This window comes from Stenotrophomonas sp. BR163 (assembly GCF_047520985.2).
GTDB lineage: Bacteria > Pseudomonadota > Gammaproteobacteria > Xanthomonadales > Xanthomonadaceae > Stenotrophomonas > Stenotrophomonas sepilia.
Window position 1 is genome coordinate 40,943 of sequence record NZ_JAXBRE020000020.1, and the last position, 19,013, is coordinate 59,955.

The 19,013-nt window shown below is 67.6% G+C and carries 14 protein-coding genes; 6 read left to right on the forward strand and 8 right to left on the reverse strand.

Going from position 1 to position 19,013, the window contains the following annotated elements; genetic code table 11:
- Positions 1-98: 98 nt before the first annotated feature.
- The 4 genes from ACM0PY_RS15675 to creB all read right to left on the reverse strand — a co-directional run bounded on the left by ACM0PY_RS15675 (position 99) and on the right by creB (position 4,110).
- Entirely contained in the window at positions 99-509 is a 411-nt protein-coding gene (locus ACM0PY_RS15675; protein WP_072166848.1) for a hypothetical protein, read from the reverse strand.
- 10 nt (positions 510-519) lie between these two features.
- Positions 520-1,839 carry a cell envelope integrity protein CreD gene (gene creD / locus ACM0PY_RS15680; RefSeq protein WP_049413546.1) on the reverse strand — a complete coding sequence of 440 codons (1,320 nt, stop codon included), beginning with the start codon at positions 1,837-1,839 and terminating at the stop codon, positions 520-522.
- Between the two features lie 81 nt (positions 1,840-1,920).
- Positions 1,921-3,381, reverse strand: a complete 1,461-nt coding sequence (gene creC, locus ACM0PY_RS15685) for a two-component system sensor histidine kinase CreC (RefSeq protein ID WP_005415794.1) — start codon at positions 3,379-3,381, stop codon at positions 1,921-1,923.
- Between the two features lie 3 nt (positions 3,382-3,384).
- A complete protein-coding gene (creB, locus tag ACM0PY_RS15690; protein WP_072166850.1) occupies positions 3,385-4,110 on the reverse strand; it encodes a two-component system response regulator CreB in 726 nt (241 codons plus the stop codon).
- A gap of 35 nt (positions 4,111-4,145) precedes the next feature.
- On the opposite strand from creB, the gene ACM0PY_RS15695 reads away from it, so the two are divergent.
- The 4 genes from ACM0PY_RS15695 (at position 4,146) to ACM0PY_RS15710 (ending at position 9,921) form a co-directional block, all read left to right on the forward strand.
- Positions 4,146-5,003, forward strand: a complete 858-nt coding sequence (locus ACM0PY_RS15695; protein WP_111201451.1) for a 23S rRNA (adenine(2030)-N(6))-methyltransferase RlmJ — start codon at positions 4,146-4,148, stop codon at positions 5,001-5,003.
- A 95-nt stretch (positions 5,004-5,098) separates the two neighbouring features.
- Entirely contained in the window at positions 5,099-5,644 is a 546-nt protein-coding gene (locus tag ACM0PY_RS15700; protein ID WP_004150340.1) for a GNAT family N-acetyltransferase, read from the forward strand.
- Positions 5,645-5,793: 149 nt separating this feature from the next.
- Entirely contained in the window at positions 5,794-9,258 is a 3,465-nt protein-coding gene (gene mfd, locus ACM0PY_RS15705; protein ID WP_180895424.1) for a transcription-repair coupling factor, read from the forward strand.
- Between the two features lie 45 nt (positions 9,259-9,303).
- A complete protein-coding gene (locus tag ACM0PY_RS15710) occupies positions 9,304-9,921 on the forward strand; it encodes an HD-GYP domain-containing protein (protein WP_061479525.1) in 618 nt (205 codons plus the stop codon).
- Positions 9,922-9,989: 68 nt separating this feature from the next.
- On the opposite strand, the gene ACM0PY_RS15715 is transcribed toward ACM0PY_RS15710, so the two are convergent.
- Together ACM0PY_RS15715 and gpmA are read right to left on the reverse strand one after the other, a co-directional pair.
- Entirely contained in the window at positions 9,990-12,083 is a 2,094-nt protein-coding gene (locus ACM0PY_RS15715; RefSeq protein ID WP_069140081.1) for a M13 family metallopeptidase, read from the reverse strand.
- 209 nt (positions 12,084-12,292) lie between these two features.
- Positions 12,293-13,042, reverse strand: a complete 750-nt coding sequence (gene gpmA, locus ACM0PY_RS15720; RefSeq protein ID WP_005415787.1) for a 2,3-diphosphoglycerate-dependent phosphoglycerate mutase — start codon at positions 13,040-13,042, stop codon at positions 12,293-12,295.
- A 94-nt stretch (positions 13,043-13,136) separates the two neighbouring features.
- Between gpmA and nfi the strand changes: the two genes are divergently transcribed.
- Positions 13,137-13,811, forward strand: a complete 675-nt coding sequence (gene nfi / locus ACM0PY_RS15725; RefSeq protein WP_180884672.1) for a deoxyribonuclease V — start codon at positions 13,137-13,139, stop codon at positions 13,809-13,811.
- A gap of 38 nt (positions 13,812-13,849) precedes the next feature.
- On the opposite strand, the gene ACM0PY_RS15730 is transcribed toward nfi, so the two are convergent.
- Both ACM0PY_RS15730 and ACM0PY_RS15735 read right to left on the reverse strand, forming a co-directional pair.
- A complete protein-coding gene (locus ACM0PY_RS15730) occupies positions 13,850-14,830 on the reverse strand; it encodes a cation diffusion facilitator family transporter (RefSeq protein ID WP_180884674.1) in 981 nt (326 codons plus the stop codon).
- Between the two features lie 140 nt (positions 14,831-14,970).
- A complete protein-coding gene (locus ACM0PY_RS15735; RefSeq protein WP_180884676.1) occupies positions 14,971-17,220 on the reverse strand; it encodes a TonB-dependent siderophore receptor in 2,250 nt (749 codons plus the stop codon).
- A gap of 286 nt (positions 17,221-17,506) precedes the next feature.
- On the opposite strand from ACM0PY_RS15735, the gene ACM0PY_RS15740 reads away from it, so the two are divergent.
- The gene (locus tag ACM0PY_RS15740) at positions 17,507-18,922 is read left to right on the forward strand and encodes a GGDEF domain-containing protein (RefSeq protein ID WP_072166854.1); all 1,416 of its coding nucleotides are present in this window, start codon (positions 17,507-17,509) and stop codon (positions 18,920-18,922) included.
- Positions 18,923-19,013: the final 91 nt, after the last annotated feature.

A 19,013-nucleotide genomic window follows, 5' to 3' on the forward strand; every position in this document is an offset into this window, starting at 1 on the left:
GCGGCGATACCGTCCCATCGGTCATGGGCGGCGCGGAAGCGTGCGAACCAAGGTTCGCACCCACAGGAGAGTGATTGGGTCGTACCCACAAAGCCGAATCACCCGCTCCATCCCAGCCACAACTGCGCCCGCTCCGGCAGCAACAGCAACCAGTGCCGCCGGTCGATGCTGCTGCAGCCGTACACCGCCGCGTGTGCCGGCCAGTCATCCGGAAGGCCGCCGATGCCGATCTCGGCCAATGCCTCTGCGCCGGCTTTCCATGGCCGGTAGCGCGGCACCCGGCCGGCCACCACGCCGCGTCCCTGCCGCGCACCCTGCAGCCAACGCAATCCCTGCCCCTGCAATCCTTCGCAGGTCACCGCCGCCAGCTGGAAGCGGACCAGGCCGGGGGCGATCCGCGCCCCCGGCAGGGCCGCCAGCACGCCATGTGCCTGCAGCAGTGCATCCACTTCCAGCAGGGCCGGAATGCCCTGCTGTGCCCGTTGCCGCAATCCCTGGCGCCAGCCCATGGCGTGCTCCTTACTTCAGGTCCGCGCCGAGCGCGTACCAGTCGACCCGGCGGGTCACCCACATTGCCAGCGCCAGGATCACGAACAGCAGCAGCGACCCCATCAGCAGTGCGTTGTTCTCCGACACCAGCAGGCCATACAACGCGCCGTACAGCACGGTCAGCAGGGCCGCGAAGCCGAGGCCGCGCTTCCAATGGCCGAGCACGTTGGCCAGGTACACCGCCTGCAGGCCGATACAGGCCACCGCCGAAACCAGGTAGGCCTTCCAGAACGCGATGTGTTCGGACAGGCTGATCAGCAGCAGGAAGAAGATTGCCAGCGCCAGACCGACCATCAGGTACTGCAGCGGGTGGATGCGCAGCGACTTGATCAGCTCGAACAGGATGAAGCCGACGAAGGTCAGCAGCACGAACAGCACGCCGTACTTGGACGCACGGTCGGCCTGGGTGTAGGTATCGACCGGATCGACCAGCGACACCGTAACCGCCTGCGAGTCGACCGAACCTTCATTGCGCAGCTGCCGCTGTGCGTCGGAGGCCAGCGAGGACACCGCCCAGCGCGCGTCGAATCCCTGTGCATCAACGCGCCGCTCGTTGGGCAGGAACGCACCGCTGAACGACGGATGCGGCCAGCTCGAACGCAGCGCGATGTGGGTGTCATCGCCTACCGGCACCACCGACAGCATGCGGCTGCCATCCAGGCGCAGCTCCAGTTCAACGGTGCTGGCCGCCAGCGTGCCGCCCTGATCCGCAGCGAAACCGGCCACCGGCGCATGCAGGCCACGGCCGACTTCGCTGGCCACGCCGACGCCCGGCAGCAGGCGCAGCTGCTTGCCATCCACGCGCAGGTTCGGTGTACCGACCAGGCCGCGCACATCGGAAATTCCCACCGCCACATACGGCTGGCCATAGGTGCGCCCTGCCTTCACCGGATAGTCGTCAGCGGCGAAGCTCGCCTTCATCTGGCCGTTCCAGCTGTACACCGGCACCTTGAACAGGCCGACTTCGCGCTGGCTCGGCAGCATCTCACCGCCCACCTCCAGCGACGCCGGCATCTGCAGCCAGTGCCCCTCGGTGACCTGCACCTCGGTCTTCTTGACGCCCAGCGGGTCAACCAGTTCAACCTGCTTGCGTTCCACCCACGGCACCACCCGCACAGGGCCCACCAGCTGCTGCGTGCCCGCACGGCTGTCGGCCACCCGCGCAAAGGCCTCGTCGCGGTACTGGCTGCGTTCGGTGATCACCCCGCGGATCATCATCAGCGGCACCAGCAACAACAGGATCAGCCCGCCGACAATGGCGAACCGCAGCAGCATCTTCAGGGATTTCATGGTCCATCCTCGTTGGAGAGGGCTGCAGGATGGACCGCTGCGGTGAGCAGGGTTTGTGGCGAATTTGAAGCGAGTGTGAAGTCAGCGGCGCGGGCGCTGGCCCGCTGCACCCAACGGCAGCCACAGGCTTGCCACCGTGCCACCGCCATCGCGGGCGTCGAGGCTGGCGCGTCCGTCATGCAGGCGAGCCACTTCCTGCACGAACGGCAGGCCCAGGCCGGAACTGCGCCGACCGCTGCCGGGGCGGGCCAGCGAATAGAAGCGTTCGAACACCCGTTCGCGCGCGTAGTCGGGAATGCCGGCACCGCGATCCGCTACCTGCAGGCGCACGCCCGGCCCGTCCACCTCGGCCTGCAGCGCGATGTCCGCGCCGGGCGGTGAGAAGGCAATGGCGTTGTCGATCAGGTTGTGCAACGCCTGCCGCAGCAGATAGGCATCACCCTGCACGCGCATGTCGGGCACGCTGCCGATGCGCACCTGCACGCCGGCCGCCTGCGCGCGCACCTGCGCGGCCGCCGCTGCGTCGGCCAGCAGCGTGGGCAGCGCGATCGGATCGCGGGTCTGCAGCCAGCCGTGCTGTTCCACTTCGGCCAGCGCCAGCAGTTTGTCGATCGTTTCGGTCAGCCGCTCCTGTTGATCAACGATGCTGCGTGCGAAATGCACGCGATCGGCTTCCGGCAGCGGCTCCTGCAGCAGCTCGGCGGCACCGCGGATCGCCGCCAACGGACTCTTCATTTCATGCGTCAGCGACTGCACGTACTGCTCGACGTAGGCCTTGCCCTCCAGCTTGCGGCGCATCGTTTCCAGTGCCTGCCCCAGGTCGCCGATCTCGTCGCGGCGACGCCGCGGCGGTGGCACCGGTTCGCCGGCGCTGACCGCCCGTGCATAGCGGCTGAGCTGGCCAAGGCCCGTGGTGAGCCACATCGTCACCAGCACGCCGACCAGCGCCGACAATCCGATCAGCCAGGCGCCGCGCTCGATGATGGCGCGCTGGCTGGCCGCAATGAACGGATCGATGCTGCGGTTGGGCTGGGCCAGGCTGAGCACGCCGATCAGGGTGCGGCCATCGGCCGGGTCGTATACCGGCGCCGCCACATGCATCACCGTATCGCCTTCTTCGCCTGGCACTTCCGGGCTGGAGCGGGCACCGTACTCGCCACGCAGGGTGCGGTAGACATCGTTCCAGCGCGAATTGTCACGCCCCAGGTCGCGGCCCAGCGAGTCGTAAATGACGATGCCCTTGGCATCGGTGATGGTCACCCGGTAGTCCAGTGAGCGCTTGGGAAAGCGCCAGACCATCGCCTTCAGGTCACGCTGCCGCGCCTTGGCCAGGTTGCGGGTGAAGCTGCCGCTGCGGATGGTGCCGTCCTTGACATCGGCCGCCGCCATCTCGGCCAGCACGTTGGCGGCATCGACCAGGGTCGATTCCATCGCCTGGCGCACACCCGGCTTCACTTCGTTGACGAACACGCGCATCACGAAGAACGCGGCGATGCCGGTGATCAGGAAGAAGCCGAGGAACAGCTTCAGGACCAGGCGCATCGGCTAGACCTCCAGCGCGTAGCCGAGGCCACGGTGGGTGCGGATCGGGTCGTCGCTGGCACCGGCTGCGCGCAGCTTGGCGCGCAACGTCTTTACATGGGTGTCGACGGTGCGGTCGGCACTGTCGGCGCTGCTGTCCCAGCCGCGATCCATCAACTGGGCGCGACTGAGAATGGCGCCCGGCCGCTGCAGCAGCGCTTCCAGCAACGCGTACTCGTAGCGGGTCAGGTCCAGCGCGTGGCCGCGGAAGCGGATGCGCCGGCCTTCGCGGTCGATGGCGAAGGCACCATGTTCCTGCCAGCCCGCATCGGCGCCGGGGGCTGCCGCGACCGGTGCGGCGCGACGCAGGCGCGCACGCACCCGCGCCACCAGCTCACGCGGCGAGAACGGCTTGGTCATGTAATCGTCGGCGCCCAGTTCCAGGCCCAGCACGCGGTCCACTTCATCGTTGCGGGCGGTCAGGAAGATCACCGGCAGCTGGGCCGCCGGCCCGGGCTGCGCGCGCAGCCGCCGGCACACCTCGAAACCGCCCAGGTCGGGCAGGCCCACGTCCAGCACCACCACGTCGATATCCCCGGCCTGCAGGCGCTTCAGGGCCTCGCCACCGAGCAGGCAGTGGCTGGCGGCATAGCCCTCGCTGCGAAGCGCATAAAGCACGGTTTCGGCGATGGCGGCTTCGTCCTCGACGACCAGGACATGGGCAACAGGAGCTGTCATGGCGCGCAGCATAGCCGCTGCGGCCGCCGCCCCGTACACTGCCGCCCATGAACTATCGCCACGCCTTCCATGCCGGCAACCACGCCGATGTGCTCAAGCACATCGTGCAGCTGGCCCTGATCGACAGCTTCAAGCGCAAGGACAGCCCGTTCTTCGTGCTCGACACCCACGGCGGTGCCGGCCGCTACCTGCTGGCCAGCGAAGAGAGCCGCAAGACCCTGGAGGCCGAGTCCGGGATCATGCGGCTGATGGCCCAGCCCAGGCTGCCGGAGGTGGTCGAACGCTACCTGAAGGCGGTGCAGGCCGACAATCCGGTGGGCGCACTGACCAACTACCCGGGCTCGCCGCTGCTGAGCGCACAGGCCATGCGTGCGCAGGACCGCATGGCGGTCTGCGAGCTGCAGGAAGCCGAAGCGGCCACGTTGAAGGCCCTGTTTGCCCATGACAGCCGCGTCGACGTGCGCCCCGGCGATGGTTACGCCCTGCTGCGCTCGCTGCTGCCGCCCAGGTTCAACGGCAGCAAGATCGGCCGCGGCCTGGTGCTGATCGACCCCCCGTACGAGGCCCAGGACGCCGAATACCAGAACATCCTGGCCGCCCTGGCCGAGACCCTGGCACGCTGGCCGCAGGCCACCTGCGCGGTCTGGTTCCCGATCAAGCAGCGCCGCACCATCCTGCACTTCCTGCGCAAGGCCACCGCCCTGCCGGTGAAATCGGCGATGACGATCGAGTTCCTGGTGCGCCCGGACGACTCACCGCTGCGCCTCAACGGCAGCGGCATGCTGCTGCTCAACCCGCCGTGGCAGTTCGACCGCGTGGTCGGCCCGGCCCTGCCGGCGCTGCGCCAGCACCTGGGCGAACCCGGGGCCAGCACCCGCCTGGACTGGCTCAAAGCCCCCGAATAACGGCCTTCACGAGGCTGTACCGCCGTGAGCCTTTCGTTCACGGAACGCAGCCCCGGTGATGCCACAATCGATGGACCACCAAGGAATCACCCGGTATGGCCACTCGCAACCGCATGCCGCCCTGGCATGAGATCTTCAAGGCTCCCAGCGGCCACGAGCTGCTGATCCGCCCCATCCGCCCGGAAGATGGCGCACCGCTGCAAGCGGCATTCAGCCTGTTCGGGCCGGAAGAAATCCGTGATCGTTTCCTGCAGGCGGTGACCGAGCTGTCGCCGGAAACCACCCAGCGCCTGACCCACCCCAACCCCAAGACCGAGATCACCCTGGTCGCAGCCGAGTCCCTGCCCGCTGGCGAAGCGGTGGTCGGCGCGGTCGCCCGGGCCTCGATCATCCCCGGCACCCGTGAAGCCGAGTACGCGATCCTGATCAGCCGCTTCCTGATCGGGCAAGGCCTGGGACGGCAGCTGATGCGCAAGCTGGTGAAGTGGGGCCGTGGCAAGTACCTGGACCGCCTGTACGGCGACGTAGCCGCCGAGAACGAACCGATGAAGCAGCTGGCCGCGTCGCTGGGCTTCAAGCCGGTGCCGCACCCGACCGGCGCCGAAGGCCTGGTCCGGATGGTGCTGGAGCTGGACAACTGACGGATGCGCCGGGCCCTGCCCGGCCACGTCTCCCGGTAGTGCCAGCCGCTGGCCGGCATTCCGCTCCGCCAACGGCACATGAGGCTGCCGGCATCCGGCCGGCACGACGCACAGGAGCCGGATCGGGCTTCTGCTAAAATCCGGGGTCCATGTCGCGTACCTCATACCCCGCCCCGCCGCTGCCGCGCGCCGGCCAGCTCCGCGCCTGGTGGCGCGCCCCCGCCTCGCCCACCGCACTGGCCTGGTACCTGGCCCAGGCAGCGCGCGTGCACGACGCTCCGCTGCTGGTGATCGCCCGTGACAACCACGGCGCCAACCAGCTCGAAGCCGACCTGCAGACCCTGCTCGGTGGCGACCCGGCCCTGCCGGTGGTCGCCTTCCCGGACTGGGAAACCCTGCCCTACGACCGCTTCAGCCCGCATCCGGACATCATCTCGCAGCGCCTGGCTGCCCTGCACCGCCTGCCCACGCTGAAGCGTGGCCTGGTGATCGTGCCGGTGCAGACCCTGCTGCAGCAGCTGGCCCCGCGCAGCTACGTCATTGGTGGCAGCTTCGACCTGAAGGTCGGCCAGCGCCTGGATCTGGAAGCCGAGAAGCGCCGCCTGGAAAGCGCCGGCTACCGCAACGTGCCGCAGGTGATGGACCCGGGTGACTTCGCCGTGCGTGGTGGCCTGCTCGACGTGTTCCCGATGGGCGCCGACGAGCCGCTGCGGGTGGAACTGCTGGACGAGGACATCGATTCGATCCGTGCCTTCGATCCGGAAAGCCAGCGTTCGCTGGACAGGGTCGAGGCCGTGCACATGCTGCCGGGCCGCGAAGTGCCCATGGACGAGGCCAGCATCGCCCGCGTGCTGGCCACGCTGCGCGAGCGCTTCGATGTCGATACCCGGCGCAGCGCGCTGTACCAGGATCTGAAATCCGGGCTGGCGCCGGCCGGCGTCGAGTACTACCTGCCGCTGTTCTTCGAGCGCACCGCAACCCTGTTCGACTACCTGCCCAGCGGCAGCCTGCCGGTGGTCTGTGCCGGTGCCGGCGAAGCCGCCGAGGCGTTCTGGGCGCAGACCAGCGAGCGTTATGAGCAGCGCCGCCACGACGTGGAACGGCCGCTGCTGCCGCCGTCGGCGCTGTACCTGTCGCCGGAGCTGCTGCGCGAGCGCCTGAACGATGCCCCGCGCATCGAGGTATGGGCCGCCGACCACGCACGCATCGCCGACGCGCACGCGCTGGGCGACCAGCCGCTGCCCCCGCTGCCGGTGGCCGCACGCGAAGCCCCCGCCGGCGATGCGCTGAAATCCTTCCTCGGCCATTATCCGGGCCGGGTACTGATCGCCGCCGATTCGCCCGGCCGCCGCGAGGCACTGCTGGAAGTGCTGCAGGCCGCCCAGCTGAAGCCGCCGGTGGTGGCCGACCTGCCCGGTTTCCTCGCTAGCGATGCGCGCTTCGCGATCGCAGTGACGCCGCTGGAAGATGGCTTCGCGCTGGACGATCCGCGCATCGCGGTGCTGACCGAGCGCCAGCTGTTCCCCGAGCGCGCCGGCAGCACCCGCCGCACGCGCCGTGCCGGCCGCGAGCCGGAGGCGATCATCCGCGACCTCGGCGAGCTGACCGAGGGCGCGCCGATCGTGCACGAGGACCATGGCGTCGGCCGCTACCGTGGCCTGATCGCGATGGACGTCGGTGGCATGCCCGGCGAGTTCCTCGAAATCGAATACGCCAAGGGCGACCGCCTGTATGTACCGGTCGCCCAGCTGCACCTGATCAGCCGCTACTCCGGCGCTTCGGCGGAAACCGCACCGCTGCATTCGCTCGGTGGCGAGCAATGGAGCAAGGCCAAGCGCAAGGCCGCCGAAAAGGTGCGCGACGTTGCTGCCGAGCTGCTGGAGATCCAGGCCCGCCGCCAGGCGCGTGCCGGCCTGGCACTGCAGGTCGACCGCGCGATGTACGAGCCGTTCGCAGCCGGTTTCCCGTTCGAGGAGACCCCGGACCAGCTGGCCGCGATCGATGCGACCCTGCGCGACCTGGCCAGCAGCCAGCCGATGGACCGCGTGGTCTGCGGCGACGTCGGCTTCGGCAAGACCGAGGTGGCGGTGCGCGCCGCGTTCGCCGCCGCCAGTGCCGGCAAGCAGGTGGCCGTGCTGGTGCCGACCACGCTGCTGGCCGAACAGCACTACCGCAACTTCCGCGACCGCTTCGCCGATTACCCGCTGAAGGTCGAGGTGCTGTCGCGCTTCAAGACCAGCAAGGAAATCAAGGCCGAACTGGAAAAGGTCGCTGCCGGCACCATCGACGTCATCGTCGGCACCCATCGCCTGCTGCAGCCGGACGTGAAGTTCAAGGACCTGGGCATGGTCATCGTCGACGAGGAGCAGCGATTCGGCGTGCGCCAGAAGGAGGCGCTGAAGGCGCTGCGCGCCAACGTGCACCTGCTGACGCTGACCGCCACGCCGATCCCGCGTACCTTGAACATGGCCATGGCCGGCCTGCGTGACCTGTCGATCATCGCCACGCCACCGCCGAACCGGCTGGCGGTGCAGACCTTCATCACCCAGTGGGACAACGCGCTGCTGCGCGAAGCCTTCCAGCGCGAGCTGGCGCGCGGTGGCCAGCTGTACTTCCTGCACAACGACGTGGAGAGCATCGGCCGCATGCAGCGCGAGCTGTCCGAGCTGGTGCCGGAGGCACGCATCGGCATCGCCCACGGGCAGATGCCCGAGCGCGAACTGGAAAAGGTGATGCTGGATTTCCAGAAGCAGCGCTTCAACGTGCTGCTGTCGACCACGATCATCGAATCGGGCATCGACATCCCCAACGCCAACACCATCATCATCAACCGTGCCGACCGTTTCGGCCTGGCCCAGCTGCACCAGCTGCGTGGCCGCGTGGGCCGTTCGCACCACCGCGCCTACGCCTACCTGATCACCCCTGACCGCCGCGCGATCACTCCCGACGCCGAGAAGCGCCTGGAAGCGATCGCCTCAATGGACGAGCTGGGCGCCGGCTTCACCCTGGCCACCCACGATCTGGAAATCCGCGGCGCCGGTGAACTGCTTGGCGAGGACCAGAGCGGGCAGATGGCCGAGGTCGGCTTCAGCCTGTATACCGAGCTGCTGGAACGCGCGGTACGCAGCATCAAGCAGGGCAAGCTGCCCGACCTGGATGCCGGTGAGGAAGTGCGCGGCGCCGAGGTCGAGCTGCATGTGCCGGCGCTGATCCCGGAAGACTACCTGCCGGACGTGTACACCCGCCTCACCCTGTACAAGCGTATTTCCAGCGCGCGCGACAGCGATGCGCTGCGCGAGCTGCAGGTGGAGATGATCGACCGCTTCGGCCTGCTGCCGGATGCAGCCAAGCACCTGTTCGCCATCGCCGAGCTGAAGCTGAAAGCCAATACGCTGGGCATCCGCAAGCTCGACCTGGGCGAGAACGGCGGCCGCATCGTGTTCGAGTCCAAGCCGAACATCGATCCGATGGCGGTGATCCAGCTGATCCAGAAACAACCGAACCTCTATGCCATGGAAGGGCCCGACAAGCTGCGTATCAAGCACCCGCTGCCGTTGCCGGAAGACCGCTTCAATGCGGCCCGCGCCCTTCTGACCACACTTGCCCCGGGTTGATCGCCCCCCGAACACCCCGCACCGGTCCCCACCCGGTGCGGGCGGATGACCATGTTCCCTGACGCCGTACCCGCCCCCGACCTGCTGCACGCGCAGGCCTGCCTGATCGATGCCCTCTCGATGTCGCTGCAGATGCGCGACGCCTACACCCGCCACCACTGCGACCGCGTTGGCCTGCTCGCGCAGCGCCTGGCCACGCACTGCGATCTTGATGACGAGGCCCGTGCGCAGATCGGCCTGGCCGCGCGCTTCCATGACATCGGCAAGATCGGCATACCCGATGACGTGCTGCTGGCACCCCGCCGGCATACCGACGAGGAGCGCGCGATCATGCGCGAGCATCCGGTACGCGGCGAACACATCTTCCTGGCCACCGGCCGCAGCGACGCCTTGCCGGTGGCGCGGCTGATCCGCGCCCATCACGAGGCCTTCGATGGCAGCGGCTACCCCGATGGGCTGCGCGGCGAATCCATCCCGCTGGGTGCGCGCATCGTCACCATCGCCGATGCCTACGATGCGATGACCAGCGTGCGCCCGTATCGCGACGCGATGGAGCATGAGGCCGCATTGCGGATCATCGACGAGCAGGCCGGCGGGCTGGTGGATCCGTACGTGCTGCAACGCTTCCATCGCATGCTGGAGCGGGAACCGGCGCTGGCCTGAGATCAGCCGGGCAAACGAAAGGCCCGGCGTTCGCCGGGCCTTTCGCTCCACGCGTCACGGGTGATCGATCACCAGATCACCACACGCTTGTCGTCGGCGCGCACCATCGCATCACCCGCCTTGCACTGGAATGCAGCAGCGAACGAGGGCATGTTCGACGGCGCACCGTTGGCACGGAAATTGGCCGGCGCGTGCGGATCGGTGTTCAGGCGCACGCGCAGCTCGCCATCGGTGAAGTTGCGGCGCCACACGGTGGCCCAGTTCATGAAGAAGCGCTGGTCCTGGCTGTGGCCGTCAACCTCGACATTCGCCTTCGGGTCTTCCTTCAGCGCCATCTGCAGCGCGTCATAGGCCACGGTCAGGCCGCCCAGGTCGCCGATGTTCTCGCCCAGGGTCAGCTTGCCCTTCACGAACACGCCCGGCACCGACTCGTAGCCGTCGAACTGGGCGACCAGCTGATCGGTACGCTCGGTGAAGGCCTTGCGGTCGGCGTCCGTCCACCAGTTGTCGAAGTTGCCGTTGGCGGCGAACTGGCTGCCCGAGTCGTCGTAGCCGTGCATCATCTCATGGCCGATGACTGCACCGATGCCGCCGTAGTTCAGCGCCGGATCGGCCTTGGCGTCGAAGAACGGCGCCTGCAGGATCGCTGCCGGGAACACGATCTCGTTCTTGGTGGCGTTGTAGTACGCGTTGACGGTCTGCGGGGTCATGCCCCATTCGGTCTTGTCCACCGGCTTGCCGATCTTGTCCAGCATGTAGCGGTAGTTGAACGCACGCGCCGCCTGCATGTTGCCCAGGTAGCTGTCGCCGTTGGTCTGCAGGCCCGACCAGTCACGCCACTTGTCCGGGTAGCCGATCTTCGGGGTGAAGCTGGCCCACTTTTCCAGTGCCTTCTTCTTCGTTTCCTCGCCCATCCACGGCAGCTGCTCCAGCCGCGCCTTCAATGCCTGCGACAGGTTCTCCACCAGGTGCTGCATGGCCACCTTCGACTCGGCCGGGAACACGGCGTCGACGTACAGCTGGCCCAGGGCTTCACCCATGCCACCATTGACCGACTCCAGCACGCGCTTCCAGCGCGGCTGCATTTCCTTCTGGCCACGCAGGGTCGTGCCGTAGAAATCGAAGTTGGCCTTCTCGAACTGGCTGCTCAGGTATGGCGCGGCATCGTCGATGGTGTGGAAGCGCAGGTAGGCCTGCCAGGTGCTGGCGGGCACATCGGCCAGCATCTTGTCCATTTCACCGAAGAAGCCCGGCTGCGCCAGCGAGAACTTCTGCGCGGCCGGTACCTTCAGGGTGTCGAACAGCGCGGTCCAGCTGAAGTTCGGGGTCAGTTTGTCCGCGTCGGCGGCACTGAGCGGGTTGTAGCGCTTGGCCGGGTCACGCATTTCGATGCGTGACATCGAGGCCTTGGCCAGGCGGGTTTCGAAGGCCATCACGGCCTTGGCCTGCTCGGCGGCCTGCGCCGCGTCCACGCCGGACAGGGTCAGCACCTGTGCGATGTAGGCCACGTAGGCGTCGCGGATCTTGGCCTGCGCATCGTCGAAGTAATAGCCCTTCTCCGGCAGGCCGAGGCCGCCCTGGCCGACATAGGCGATGACGTTGGCCGAATCCTTGTAGTCGGCATTGGCGAACAGCGAGAACAACACGCCCTTGCCTTCGGCCTGGCTGTCGCGCAGGTACTGGGTGATGGCGGCGGTGTCGTTCAGCGCGGTGATCTTGTCCAGCTGCGGCTGCAGCGGCGCCAGGCCGGCGGCTTCGATCTTGGCCTCGTCGTTGCCGGTCTTCCAGATGTCACCGATCTTGGCTTCCACCGAGCCGGCCTTGGCCTGGCTGGCGGCGGCCTGCTGCACCAGCGCGTGCTGCACTTCCAGCGAGCGCTCGCGCAGGATCTCGAAGCTGCCCCAGGTGGTCTGGTCGCCCGGCACCGGGTTGGCCTTCAGCCACTTGCTGTTGACGAAGCCATTGAGGTCGGTACAGGCCGAAATGGCCGGATCGAGGTCGGCGCTGTTGAGCGAGATCAGCGGCGTCTTGATCTGCGACAGGTCGAAGGCCGGCTTGGCGTCGGCACTGGCCGCCGGCGCGGTTTCGTTCTTGCCACAGGCGGCCAGCGAGGCAGCGATGGCGATGGTCAGGCCCAGCGGGACCAGGTTGCGGACGTTCATGAGGCTCTCCTGCGGGTAATTTCACAGGGTAGCCGGGGGCGTGAGGTTGGGGACCGGCCAAAGGTCACAGAGCGTCCTTCTGTAGAGTCGAGCCATGCTCGACTGCTCTCCGTTCCGGGTTCATGCTTCCTGCGGCAAAGGCCCAAAGCAGCCGAGCGTGGGCTCGGCTCTACAAAAAGAAGGGCCGGCTTGCGCCGGCCTTCTGTTTCTTATTTCGCCTTGCCCTGGTTGGCTACGGCTTCGGCGGCCTTGCGCGCCGCTTCCGGGTCGCCCAGGTAGCGGAACGACTGCACGGTCAGGTCATCGTTCAGTTCGAACAGCAGCGGGATGCCGGTCGGGATGTTCAGCTCGAGGATTTCCTCGCGCGAGACGTTGTTGAGGTACTTGTACAACGCACGCAGCGAGTTGCCGTGGGCGGTGACCAGCACGGTCTTGCCGTCCTTCAGCTGCGGCGCGATGGCGTCGTGCCAGTACGGCAGCACGCGGTCCAGGGTGGTGGCCAGCGATTCGGTGCCCGGCAACGCGTTACGGTCCAGCCCGGCGTAACGGCGGTCATGGATCGGGTGGCCCGGATCTTCCAGGTCCATCGGCGGCGGCGGGATGTCGTACGAACGACGCCACACCTTGACCTGCTCTTCGCCGTGCTTGGCAGCGGTCTCGGCCTTGTCCAGGCCCTGCAGGCCGCCGTAGTGGCGCTCGTTGAGGCGCCAGGACTTGTTCACCGGCAGCCAGTCCTGCTCCAGCTCGGCCAGCGCACCCTGCAGGGTGTGGATGGCGCGCTTCAGCACGGAGGTATGGGCGACGTCGAACTGCAGGCCTTCCTCGCGCATCAGGCGGCCGGCGGCGGCCGCTTCCCGGCGCCCCTGCTCGGTCAGGTCGACATCGACCCAGCCGGTGAAGCGGTTGTCCAGGTTCCACTGGCTCTGGCCATGGCGCAACAGTACGAGTCTACGGGTCACTGCAGGGTCTCCAACGCGAGGAAAGGCAGGCCGCCATTGTAGCCCCGGCGGCCGCTCACCGTGCCGTGGCGCCACGCATGCGATGCTGCAGCCAATGTATACGGTGATCGACCCCGGGCGCTGGGAAGGCAGCGTCACCGCTGCCCGCGCGCAACAGCTGCAACTGGCCGGCCGCGTGGAACGCCAGGACCGCCTGCCACGCAAGGTGCGCTGGCTGGCCGGGCTGGATGTCGGATTCGAGGACAACGGTGCCATTACCCGCGCCGCGGCGGTGCTGCTGGATGCAAGGACGCTGCAGCCCGTGGCGCAGGAGATCGCGCGCATCCCCACGGTGATGCCCTATATCCCCGGCCTGCTCAGCTTCCGCGAGCTGCCGGCACTGCTGGCCGCACTGGCACTGCTGCCACGAACGCCGGACCTGGTGTTCGTCGATGGCCACGGCATCAGCCATCCACGCCGGCTGGGCGTCGCCGCGCATCTGGGCGTGGTCACCGATCTGCCGAGCATCGGCGTGGCGAAATCGAAACTGGTGGGAAGGTTCGTCGAACCGGGCGCCGAAGCTGGTGCGCATACACCGCTGCTGGATGGCGACGAGCAACTGGGCTGGGTGCTGCGCAGCAAGGTGCGCTGCAAGCCGCTGTTCGTGGCCGGTGGCCATCGGGTCAGTGCCGATACCGCGCTGGGCTGGGTGCAGCACACCCTGCGTGGCTATCGGCTGCCGGAGCCAACCCGGCTGGCGGATCGGCTGGCCTCGCGGCGGGACGAATAGCTGCGCCGGGCGTCTCCCGGCGCGCGCGTCATCTTCGATCAACGATGCACGTGGCCACGATGGCCCTGCGCGTCCTCGCCGTGGTCGTGGCCTTCATGGCCCTCGTGTCCGCCGCCCTTGGCCGGCGCCGGCCCGCCACAGGCTTCGCCGCAGTGGTCCGCTTCGATCTGCAGTGTCACGTGCTCGATACCGAAGTCATCATGCAGGCGTCCGCCCAGCTCACGGCGCAGCACATCGGCGTCGGTGCCGTCGCGCATCACAATGTGCGCGGTCAGCGCCGGCGTGCTGGAAGCCAGCGCCCACACGTGCAGGTCATGCACGTCCAGGACTGCGGCGTGGCCGGACAGGCTGTCGCGCACCCTGTCCACGTCCATGCCCTTGGGCACGCCTTCCAGCAGCACGTTGATCGCTTCACGCATCAGCACGTAGGTACGCGGCAGCACCCACAGGCCGATCAGCACGGCCAGGATCGGGTCGATCGGTTTCCATCCGGTCCACTTGATCAACAATGCGCCCGCAATCACTGCCACCGAGCCGAGCATGTCGGCCCACACTTCCAGGTAGGCGCCCTTCACGTTGAGGCTCTCGCCACTGCCCGCCTGCAGCAGGCGCATCGAGATCAGGTTGATGACCAGGCCCGCAGCCGCGATCACCAGCATGCCGGAGGAGGCGATCTCCTGCGGCTGGCGGAAGCGGCCGATCGCCTCCCACAGGATGTAGGCGGCGACCACGAACAGCATGGCACCGTTGATCATCGCGCCCAACGCTTCCAGCCGTGCATAGCCGTAGGTGCGGCGCGCATCCGGCGGGCGCCGGCTCAACCGTACCGCGACCAGCGCGATCATCAGCGCCAGCGCATCGGTGGCCATGTGCGCGGCGTCGGACAACAGCGCCAGGCTGTTGGTCCAGAACGCGCCCACCACTTCGACGACGAGGAAGGTGGTGGTCAGGCCGAGTGCCCACCACAAGGGCTTCTCGTGGCGGATCTGGGATGGCAGGTGATCGTGGTCGTGGCCCATGGCAACAGCTCCTTTGCGATGCGGTGCAGGCTACGCGGTGCCGGCGGGGGAGACTATTACGATGTTTATAACATTGCAGGCCACACGAGCCCTCGCCGGGCATGGCCCGGCGAGGGCTGCAGACCGACGACTGCCTGCGGTCAGAAGCCGAAGCGCAGGCTGGCCCAGTACGCGCGGCCCGGTTCGTTGTAGGTCGCCGCACCGGCATCGCTGCTGTTGGCCTCGCGGAACAGGCGCTTGTCGGCCAGGTTGTTCACGCCGAAGCCGAAGCTGACCGTCTCGGTCACCTTGTAGCGCGCGCTCACGCCCCAGATGTTGTACGCGCCACGATCCTGCAGCGCGATCGATGCATCGCAGCTGCCGGTGCAGCGCGGGTCGTTGTTGATGTTGGTCGTGGCCGGTTCCTGCTTGCCGTAGAAGGTGCCGGTCAGCAGCACGGACAGCCTGTCGGTGGCCTGCCAGTCCAGCATGGTGTTGATCGTGTACTTCGGGATCACCGACAACGGCTGGTGCGTGGTCTTGTTCTCGTTTTCCACCATGTAGGTGAAGTTGTTGCTCCACTTCAGGCGGTTGCCCTGCTCGCCCAGCAGCGGAATGACCAGGTTGCCTTCCAGCCCCTGCACGATCGCCTTCGGCGCGTTCTCCCAGCGGAAGATGCGGCCCTTGGTGTCGGCGGTCAGCCCGATCTGGGTGTAGCCGGCCTGGATCTTGTCCTTGTAATCGTTGTGGAAGTAGGTCAACGACGCCTGCCAGCCGCTCTGCGGTGCCCACTCGATGCCCAGTTCCTTGTTCAGGCTGGTTTCCGCCTTCAGGTCCGCGTTGCCGCGCATGTAGCAACCGGCGCCCAGGCTCGGCAGCGCATTGGGGCAGCCGTTGCCGCGGGTGTAGTAGAGATAGTCCGGATTGGACTGATACAGGTTCGGCGCCTTGAACGCGCGGGCAATGCCGCCCTTCACCACCCAGTCGCTGCTGATGCGGAACTGCGCGTTGAGGCTGGGGCTGGTGTTGTTGCCGAACTGGCTGTGGTGGTCGAAGCGCAGGCCCGGGGTAACGATCCAGCGCTCGCCCAGGTAGATGTTGTCTTCCACGAACACCGCCGTGGTCTGCGCATCGGCCTTGCCGCGCGCACGATCGGCCGACAGCCCCGGGATGCCACCGCCGCTGCTGCTGGACTGGCTCATCGAGTACGGGTCGGTCAGGCGGCTGTCCAGGTATTCAAAGCCCAGCGTCCAGATGTTCTCGGCGCTGCCCAGCGTGGTCGGGAAGCTCACTTCGCCATCCAGCTGGTAGTTGCGCAGGCGCGAGGTCGACCAGTCGGTGCCGTTGAAGCTGCCCTCCGGGCCACCGGCCAGGCCTTCATTGATGCGTGAGTTGTTCACCGCCTCCACCGCCGCGGTCACCCGCGAGGTCACATCGCCCCAACGGCCACGATGGGTGACCGCGCCGGTGTTGCGGTACATGCGGTTGGTTTCCGCCTTGCCGTCGGCCAGCGCAGCCAGATCGATGCCGGTCGAAGTACCCGTGGTGCTGACCGCGCGGTCGCCGGCGTAGATGTTGCCCTGGCGGCTGGTGCCGGCTTCGAACTCGACCACCTGGTCGGCGGTCACGTCCCAGCGCAGCAGCGCGTTGATGTCGCGGTTCTTGACGCCCTCGCGGCCAGCCGGTGGCACTGCGTTCGGCTGGGTGGCGTACTGGCGGTTGAGATCGAGTGAATCGGCGTCGGTCTTGTTGAGGTTGCCGTACAGGCGGAACGAGAGCGTGTCGGTCATCGGCCCACTCAGCTGCAGGCCGACGCGCTCGCTGCCGCCTTCGGCGCTGTGTTCGGGCACCAGTCCGTACAGGTCGACCGCACCGGCAAGGTCGCCGGTCGGGCGCTTGGTGATGATGTTGACCACGCCACCGGAAGCACCGGAGCCATAGCGTGCCGCCGCCGGTCCGCGCAGCACTTCGATGCGCTCGATCATCTCCGCCGGCACCCAGTTGGTGTCGCCGCGCGTGTTGCGCTCGCCACTGCGGCCCATGCGCACGGCATCGCGCGCACCGATGCGCTTGCCGTCGACCAGGATCAGGGTGTTTTCCGGGCCCATGCCGCGCAGGTCGATCTGGCGGTTGTTGCCGTACTGGCCCGAGGCGCTGTTGCCGGTGAGGTTGACGCCCGGCATGGTGCGCAGCAGTTCGGCGATGTCGTTGGCCGGTGGGCGCCTGGCAATGTCCTCGGCGGTGATGGTCGAGGTACCCAACGCCTGGCGGGCAATCTGCGAAGCGGTGACGTGCACCGTGTCGATATCGGTGGCGTCGGCTTCAGCCTGGGCGGTCAGGGCGCTGCCCGCCAGCAGGGCGGCAACGGCGAGCGCCAGCGGGCGCGGCGAGAGGACAACGGCAGGAGACATGATCTGGACCTTCTGGCAGGGCAACGGGGCCTCTGGCAAAGGGCTTGAGGCAACGACGAGGGGGAGGCGGAGCGTCGCTGCAGTCGCCTGCGGCCCGATCCGTGCGCGCATTCTCCCATCAATGCGAGTGATTCTCAAATGCGTTCGCTCATTGCTACCGCAGGCCTGATGTGCCCTGCGTGCCGGACGACCCTGCATCGCGCTTAAACTGGCCGGCTTGCCCACCATCAACCGCACGCCACCGCGGCCGATACCCGTGGTTTGCCGTACGCAGTCAGAGATCGACGTGGAACCACCCCAACTGGACGATGCCAGCCAGCCGCTGGCCGAGGCCTGGCAGCACTGCCTGCAACAGGCCGGCCCTGCCGCCACCGCGCTGCTGCACGCCGCCGCAACCGATGCCCCGCCGGCGCTGGCCCAACGCTTCTACGAAGTGCTGTTGCAGGACGGGCGTGCACGCCGCTTCCTGTCCCACGATCAGGTCAAGCAACGCCTGCAACCGGCCATGCAGCGCTGGCTGGTGCAGCTGCTGACCACCGATGCCGACGGCATTGCCGCCACCGTTGCCTCGCAACGGGTGATCGGCGATGTACATGCCCGGGTCGGCATTCCGGTCGACCTGGTCACCCGCGGCGCGCGCGTACTCAAGCACGAGCTGTTCGTGCGCCTGCGCGACGACGCGCCCGACAGCGCCACCGCGTTCGCCGCCATCGACTGCCTCAGCGCGATCATGGACATCGCCATGGAAGGCATGACCCTGGCCTACACCCATGCACGTGAGCGCTCCACCCGCGCCGATGCTGCCTACCGGTTGTTCTCGCTGGTGCAGAATGTCGGTACTGAACGCGAGCGCCAGCGTGCACTGCTGCTGGACTGGGAGAACGCCCTGCTGTACGCACTCGCCGGCCACGTGCAGGCCAGCGAAAGCGCCAGCCTGGCGACCTCGGAATTCGGCCTGTGGTTCACCCACAAGGGCATCCCCAGCTTCGGCGAGAGCAGCGAAACCCAGCAGGTCGGCCAACTGATGGCCCGCATCGACGGCAACCTGCAGCGGGCAAACCATGACACCCCGGCGCAGCGACTGGCGGTGCTGCCGGCCATCCGCGAGGACCTGGCCGCCATCCGTACCCTGATGACGCTGTTGTTCGAACGCATCGGTGAACTGGATGCCGGCAGCGATGCTCTGACCAACCTGCTCAACCGCCGCTTCCTGCCTACCGTGCTGCGCAGGGAGATCGAGCTGGCCACGCGCAACCGCACGCCGTTCTCGCTGCTGCTGCTCGACCTGGATCACTTCAAGGCGATCAACGACGGCCACGGCCACGATGCCGGCGACCGCGCGTTGCAGCATGTGGCCGGCCTGCTCGGCCAGCTGACCCGCGGCAGCGACTACCTGTTCCGCTACGGCGGCGAGGAGTTCGTGGTGGTGCTGGTTGCCGCCAGTGAGTCACAGGCCACGGTGATCGCCGAGAGCCTGCGCCGGCAGATCGCGCAGTCGCCAGTGGCACTGGCCAACGGCCAGGCTCTGTCGCTGACTGCCAGCATCGGCGTGGCTGGCCATGATGGCCACCCGGACTACGAACGGTTGATGGCACGTGCCGACGCGGCGATGTACGAGGCCAAGCGCAGCGGCCGCAACCGCGTGGTGGTGGCCAGCGCCGACCTGCAGGAAGCGCCGGGGCGGCGCGCGTTGCAGCGCTGAACTGGCGGAAATGAAAAATCCCGGTGGCGGGTAGAGTCGACTGTTAGTCGACTACCGCGCGCAGCGCGGACCTTTTCGCCGTCGGAACGAG

Excerpts from the sequence above, each read along its gene's own strand:
- ACM0PY_RS15700 (WP_004150340.1), top strand. The coding sequence starts at position 5,099 with ATGGCCACTCGCAACCGCATGCCGCCCTGGCATGAGATCTTCAAGGCT.
- creB (WP_072166850.1), bottom strand. The coding sequence starts at position 4,110 with ATGCTGCGCGCCATGACAGCTCCTGTTGCCCATGTCCTGGTCGTCGAG.
- ACM0PY_RS15715 (WP_069140081.1), bottom strand. The coding sequence starts at position 12,083 with ATGAACGTCCGCAACCTGGTCCCGCTGGGCCTGACCATCGCCATCGCT.
- ACM0PY_RS15675 (WP_072166848.1), bottom strand. The coding sequence starts at position 509 with ATGGGCTGGCGCCAGGGATTGCGGCAACGGGCACAGCAGGGCATTCCG.
- ACM0PY_RS15710 (WP_061479525.1), top strand. The coding sequence starts at position 9,304 with ATGACCATGTTCCCTGACGCCGTACCCGCCCCCGACCTGCTGCACGCG.
- nfi (WP_180884672.1), top strand. The coding sequence starts at position 13,137 with ATGTATACGGTGATCGACCCCGGGCGCTGGGAAGGCAGCGTCACCGCT.
- ACM0PY_RS15730 (WP_180884674.1), bottom strand. The coding sequence starts at position 14,830 with ATGGGCCACGACCACGATCACCTGCCATCCCAGATCCGCCACGAGAAG.
- ACM0PY_RS15735 (WP_180884676.1), bottom strand. The coding sequence starts at position 17,220 with ATGTCTCCTGCCGTTGTCCTCTCGCCGCGCCCGCTGGCGCTCGCCGTT.
- mfd (WP_180895424.1), top strand. The coding sequence starts at position 5,794 with ATGTCGCGTACCTCATACCCCGCCCCGCCGCTGCCGCGCGCCGGCCAG.
- ACM0PY_RS15695 (WP_111201451.1), top strand. The coding sequence starts at position 4,146 with ATGAACTATCGCCACGCCTTCCATGCCGGCAACCACGCCGATGTGCTC.
- creD (WP_049413546.1), bottom strand. The coding sequence starts at position 1,839 with ATGAAATCCCTGAAGATGCTGCTGCGGTTCGCCATTGTCGGCGGGCTG.
- creC (WP_005415794.1), bottom strand. The coding sequence starts at position 3,381 with ATGCGCCTGGTCCTGAAGCTGTTCCTCGGCTTCTTCCTGATCACCGGC.